Source organism: Paenibacillus curdlanolyticus YK9, from assembly GCF_000179615.1.
Taxonomy (GTDB): domain Bacteria; phylum Bacillota; class Bacilli; order Paenibacillales; family Paenibacillaceae; genus Paenibacillus_T; species Paenibacillus_T curdlanolyticus.
Genome location: NZ_AEDD01000022.1, coordinates 1 through 4,912 on the forward strand (window position 1 = coordinate 1; position 4,912 = coordinate 4,912).

6 protein-coding genes are annotated in these 4,912 nt (G+C 54.8%); 1 reads left to right on the forward strand and 5 read right to left on the reverse strand.

Going from position 1 to position 4,912, the window contains the following annotated elements:
- Positions 1-515: 515 nt before the first annotated feature.
- From PAECUDRAFT_RS24150 to PAECUDRAFT_RS24160, 3 genes are all read right to left on the reverse strand, one after another.
- Positions 516-1,433: a cation diffusion facilitator family transporter gene (locus tag PAECUDRAFT_RS24150; protein WP_006040788.1), complete on the reverse strand. Its 918-nt coding sequence runs from the start codon at positions 1,431-1,433 to the stop codon at positions 516-518.
- A 159-nt stretch (positions 1,434-1,592) separates the two neighbouring features.
- Entirely contained in the window at positions 1,593-1,934 is a 342-nt protein-coding gene (locus PAECUDRAFT_RS24155; RefSeq protein ID WP_006040789.1) for a DUF1801 domain-containing protein, read from the reverse strand.
- A gap of 14 nt (positions 1,935-1,948) precedes the next feature.
- Complete coding sequence (locus PAECUDRAFT_RS24160) at positions 1,949-2,344, reverse strand: VOC family protein (RefSeq protein ID WP_006040790.1); 396 nt, start codon at positions 2,342-2,344, stop codon at positions 1,949-1,951.
- 197 nt (positions 2,345-2,541) lie between these two features.
- Here PAECUDRAFT_RS24160 and PAECUDRAFT_RS24165 point away from each other — a divergent pair, with 197 nt between their 5' ends.
- On the forward strand, positions 2,542-2,922 hold the full coding sequence (locus PAECUDRAFT_RS24165) for a nuclear transport factor 2 family protein (protein ID WP_006040791.1): 381 nt from the start codon (positions 2,542-2,544) through the stop codon (positions 2,920-2,922).
- Here PAECUDRAFT_RS24165 and PAECUDRAFT_RS24170 read toward each other — a convergent pair.
- Together PAECUDRAFT_RS24170 and PAECUDRAFT_RS24175 are read right to left on the reverse strand one after the other, a co-directional pair.
- Positions 2,919-4,175, reverse strand: coding sequence for an RNA polymerase sigma factor (locus PAECUDRAFT_RS24170; RefSeq protein ID WP_040714291.1), 1,257 nt, complete (start codon positions 4,173-4,175; stop codon positions 2,919-2,921). The genes PAECUDRAFT_RS24165 and PAECUDRAFT_RS24170 overlap by 4 nt on opposite strands.
- Positions 4,176-4,177: 2 nt before the next feature.
- Positions 4,178-4,612 (reverse strand): YciI family protein, encoded by a 435-nt coding sequence (locus PAECUDRAFT_RS24175; RefSeq protein ID WP_006040793.1) that lies wholly within the window; start codon positions 4,610-4,612, stop codon positions 4,178-4,180.
- Positions 4,613-4,912: the final 300 nt, after the last annotated feature.

The following is a 4,912-nucleotide window of genomic DNA, read 5'->3' on the forward strand; positions in this document are numbered from 1 at the left end:
ACCCGTCGAGACATGGGAGGGTGAACCTCCAAGGGACTAGTGGAGTTGTGCAGCAGAACGTCAATGGAAAGTGCGTAAACGCGTAACTTCTGTTCCCGCATACCCGAAAGTGCCATCGACTAGTCTCGCCCCTACAACTCTGCACTGTATCTGCCATCTAAGTTGTTGAAATCCTGTGAATGGCAGAGCATTCGTGAGATAAACCCTTAAATACGAGGGACGGACCCCACGGCCGCTATTCAAGCGAATTCGGGCTCGATATGCATCAAATTGGCCAAATAAGCGCACCTCGGTCCGTTAGGTTTGAATTCGGCTCATTTACAGCCAAATAAGGTCTCCCCTGTCCGTTACAGCGCTCGACGACCGACCGACCGCGTAGGCTTATTACAGCGACGACCAGTTGCCACAACAGACTGCGACCAACTAAAAAAGCCGGAAAGCAGCCTCAACGGCAGCTTCCCGACTTTCTATCTCGTCTAACTCGCTCGGGCACTTTGCCTCCCGGCTGCTAGAGCCTATTTGCCTTTGTTCGTCCGGTCATCTTCTTCATACCAAGGGTTCAAATGGATAAGCACTTCCTCCACGTCATTGTGATGGGCCATGATCGTCTGTTTGATTTTGCGGGACACATCATGCCCCTCCTGGACGCTAAGCTGCGCCGGAATGCCGACTCGCACATCGACCATGACATATTGGCCGAACTCCCTCGCGCGCAAACGGTCGATCCGTTTCACCTCATGCACCGAGAAAACCAGCCGCTCATATTCCAACAGCTTCTCGGGCGATACAGCCTTCTCCATTAACACATCGACCGCATCCTTGCCCATATGATAAGCAAGCTTCAGAACAAAGTAAGCGACCACGATGCCTGCCGCCGCATCCCCGTAGCTCAAAACGCTAATCTCGAGCTTATCTCCGAGTAGCGCAGCGCCGATACCGACCACAGCCGCCAACGAAGCGTACACGTCAGCCAAATGATCATAAGCCGTTGCCTCAAGGCTCTTGCTGCTTGTCTTGCGGCTTAGCCTGATGCAGTAGATGTACAGCCACTGCTTCCACACTAACGAAACAGCCGCAGCAATCAAAGCGATAATGCTAGCCTCAGCTGCGACATGGAAAAACGACGTGAACGAGTGATACGCAATGAACAGCGCCGCGAACACCATAATGATGGCGACGATCGCAGAGCCGATCAGCTCGCTTTTGCCATGGCCATACGGGTGATCGTCATCGGCAGGCTTCTGCGCAACTTTCGCCGAGCCTAATGCCGCCATTGTTGCAATGACATCGCCAGCATTGTGGACGCCGTCCGCGATAAGCACCTGGCTATTGAATAAGAAACCGACGATCAGCTTAATGCCTGTCAGCAATAAATTACTGATCAAGCTAATCCAAATGGCAAACACGCTCGATGAACCTCTTTCATTACTCACAGCTCAGTACCTCCATCAATCCCTTTAAAAAAAACAACGGTCTTTATCATAGATGATGAAGGGTGTGTGGGTCTAGAGAAACAGTGTTGTCTTCCGCCTTAATAGTAAGTACGAGCCAACAATGTTGAGTCCGTCCAAAACTTAACAGCTATGTGGTTATTATAGCCCTGAAGCGGCTTGACTAACCAATGCGGACAGCAATTCGCCGTCTACCTCTTGTCCTTGACGAATCTTGATCGTTTTTCGTTCCGCAGGCCCGTCGAACAGCCCCTCTGGAAGCGACAGCTCCGCTGCGTTAAAAATCGTGAAGCTGACGGCGTCTTTGGAGGTGGAGATGACCGCCGCATACTTGCCATTTTTCAAAAAATGGGGCTTCTTATACTGAATGCGCTCCTGAAAATCCGGGATAGCCCCGTGCACAATAAGGCGCAGCTGCGCGCAAAGCTCCTTCTGCCAAGGCTCTTTCACCGTTTCAATAAAATCCGTGACCTCTTGATTCATCGTTCATCGCTCCTCTATGGTTTAATGATCTGCCACGTCACGCCGAATTGGTCCACGACCTCGCCGTAATAGGCGCCCCATGGCTGCAAATCGAACGGATACTTGAATACGCCGCCTTCGCCAAGGCTGTTATAAACGGCCCGCGCCTCAGACTCGCTCGTGTAAGCCAGTGACAAGCTTATGCTCCTATTGCCGGCCTCCGGCTCGAACGCATCGCTAAGAAACAGCGTATTAGAGCCTGCCACCGTAAGCACCATGTGCATAACTTTGTCCTTGATCGCTTCCGGCGTGCCCGGCGTTTGACCAAAGGTCGTAACCGACTGAATTTCGCCGCCCAGCGACTGCTTATAGAACTCCGCTTGCGCTCTTGCATCCTCCGACATCAAATAAGGGGTAAGCTGTACTCCCATTGTTCATCAACCTTTCATCGTGTTTTGGTGGGTGTTTCATCGACTTCTATCTACACGACGAACGGAAAATGAACGAATCGACATCGGAGACAAGTTTTTATAAAATAATTTCAAACTTGCTATCGAACATTAGCTTGGAGCATCTCGCATCCCGTACAAACAGAAAAAAGCAAGGATTGGAAAGGAGCTCGATTAAAGTGAGCGCAGAAAACCGCGTTATTATCGAAACCTATTTAGAGGCTTACAATGCTTTTGACATCCCGGGTATTGTGGCTCTCTTGCATCCGAAGGTCGCATTCCGGAATTTCTCCGATGGTACGTTGACGATGGAAACCAACGGAATAGAAGCGTTCCAGCAGTTGGCGGAACAATCGGCCGCTTTGTTTTCGAGCCGTCGCCAGACGATGACCAGCTACAGCGCCTCAGGCAATCGTATAGAGATTCAAATTGATTACGAGGCTACGCTGTCCGCGGATCTGCCTAACGTCTTAAAAGCCGGAGATAGCCTGCAGCTTCAAGGCAAATCCATATTTGAAATAACAGAGGGCAAGCTCTCGTTAATCGAAGATTACAGCTAATCGCTGTGGCAATCCGCCGCGCGCCTTAACATTAGCTCGCGCTCGGGCGCGTTGCTCGTCAGCATTGCAGCTCGCTCGAACGCTTCACGCGCTTCATCCATTCGGCCCAGCTTCGCCAACAGATCGCCCCGCACGCTCGGCAGCAGGTGGTAATCCCTGAGCGCCTGCATGTCCATCAGCTCATCGATGAGCTGCAGGCCGAACGCCGGGCCAAACGCCATGGCGATTGCAACCGCGCGATTGAGCTCTACGACCGGCGAAGGCATGATGCGCAGCAAAGCCTCATACAATGCGGCGATTCGCACCCAGTCGGTGTCCGCCGCTGTGCAAGCGCGGGCGTGGCACGCAGCAATGGACGCTTGGAGCGCATACGGGCCGAGCGGTTGGCCAAGGCTCTGCGCCCGTTCAAGCGCAGCAAGCCCGCGCCGGATGAGCAGGTGATCCCATAAGGCGCGATTTTGATCCATGAGCAAAATCGGCTCGCCTGCAGCATTGACTCGCGTTCTAAGCCGCGAGGACTGAATTTCCATCAACGCCACTAATCCGTGCACTTCAGGCTCGGCAGGAGCGACCTCGGCGAGAATGCGTCCAAGCCGGAGCGCCTCTTGGCATAGCAACGGGCGGGTCCAACTCCCGCCGGACGTTGCCGCGTAGCCCTCATTGAACATGAGGTAAATAACCTCGAACACTGCCGTTAACCGCGCCTTCAGCTCCTCCTTGTCTGTCGGCACCTCAAATGCAGCCCGTTGGGCGCTCAGCGTACGCTTGGCACGAACGATGCGTTGGGCAATCGTGGATTCCGCGAGAAGAAACGCTCGCGCGATCTCTTCCGTCGTCAGTCCGCCAAGCAGCCGCAGCGTCAGTGCAACGCGCGCTTCCTGGGATAAGGAAGGATGGCAGGTGGCGAAGATTAGACGCAGCAGATCGTCGCCGACTTCTCCCTCCATTGCAAGGTCCGCCTCGTCCTCCGTAAACGTTGCGCCGCTCCGCCCCAGCTCCTCATATTTCTCGCTCTGCTTCTTGTTTCTGCGGATGAGGTCAATCGCGCGGCGTTTCGCTGCCGTCATGAGCCATGCGCCGGGATTATCCGGAATGCCAGTTTCCGGCCATCGCTCTAAAGCGGTGACCAACACATCCTGCGCCAAATCCTCGGCGGCCCCGAGATCTCTTAACATCCTTGCCAATCCGGCAATGAGCTTGGCCGATTCGATCCGCCATATGGCATCGATCGTACGTTGAACGGTTTGCGGCATGCTCACGGTTTCTTGGGCTTGGCCATCTGCTCGCGAACAGCTGCCTCCATGGCGAGCGTCTCAGGGTTTTGCGTCAAATCCATCGGCTCCATAATTTGCCGCAGCTCGATCTCCCCCTCGCCGTTGCCGTGGGGGTCGGGCATGCGCATCGCCCACTGGATCGCCTCTTCTCGAGAGGACACTTCGATAAGCGTGTAGCCCGCGATAATTTCTTTGGCCTCCGTAAACGGTCCATCCGTTACCTTCGGCTTGCCTCCCGGCTCCGGATACGAAATCCGAATGCCGTTGGCGCTGGCTTGCAGCCCATCAGCCGCGAGCAGCACCCCCGCCTTCGCCAGCTCCTCGTTGTACCGAAGCATAGCCTCGAGCAGCTCTTGGCTCGGCATAACCCCTGCTTCCGAGTCCTTCGTACCTTTGACAATCATCATGAAGCGCATAAACTATTATCCCCCTTGTCTAATGTGGAAAATGGCGCCCGGCGGGCGGCGATGCGCGCCCCATAGGGCAGATTTCTATGCCCTATTCCGCCGCTGGCGGCGATGCGCGCCCTATAGGGCAGATTTCTATGCCCTATTCCGCCGCGGGCGGCGATGCGCGCTCCAGAGGGCAGATTTCTATGCCCTATTCCGCCGCGGGCGGCGATGCGCGCCCTATAGGGCAGATTTCTATGCCCTATTCCGCCGCGAACGGCGATGCGCGACCCTAGTAGGGCAGTATTTCATGCCCTATTCCGCCGC